The following is a 540-nucleotide window of genomic DNA, read 5'->3' on the forward strand; positions in this document are numbered from 1 at the left end:
ATTGCTAAATGTACTGTTTTAGCAATTAGCATATCCAATAAATTAATATCTTTTAAGCGTAGCTTTCTAAATTTAGTCAACGAACTAGGATTTATTAAATCTTTTTCTTCAGGTGCTAAATTCAAAAAATATTTAAATGACATATCATAAAGTGAACGTTCTACAACGTCTTCGTCAGAAATTTCATATATTGTTTTAAGCAGTAAATATTTGAACATCATTATTGGGTCTTTTGCACCACGACCTTGACCCAAACTATAATTACAAAGTAATTCATCATAAATAAATGAAAAATCAACTAAATCATTTATTTTTCTTAGCATATGATCCTTTGGTATAAGAAGATCATAAAGTTCTAAATATTGGCTCATCACTAGTTTTTGTTGTCCTTTAATCATATGTATAGTTCCTTCCTATCAATAATAGTCTATATATATATTTATTCGACATCAAGCCTCAAAATCCTTTTTGAGATATAAAAAAATCATTATCACATTTAATGCGATAATGATTTTAATTTCATAGTTTTTCAGTGGCCTC

At 26.7% G+C, this 540-nt stretch carries 1 protein-coding gene; it reads right to left on the reverse strand.

Features of this window, described 5'->3' with window-relative positions:
• On the reverse strand, window positions 1-398 hold a 398-nt coding region (locus ACVHXK_RS18690; RefSeq protein WP_461207921.1), incomplete at its 3' end, for a transposase.
• Window positions 399-540: the final 142 nt, after the last annotated feature.

This window comes from Clostridium sp. DL1XJH146 (assembly GCF_054819755.1).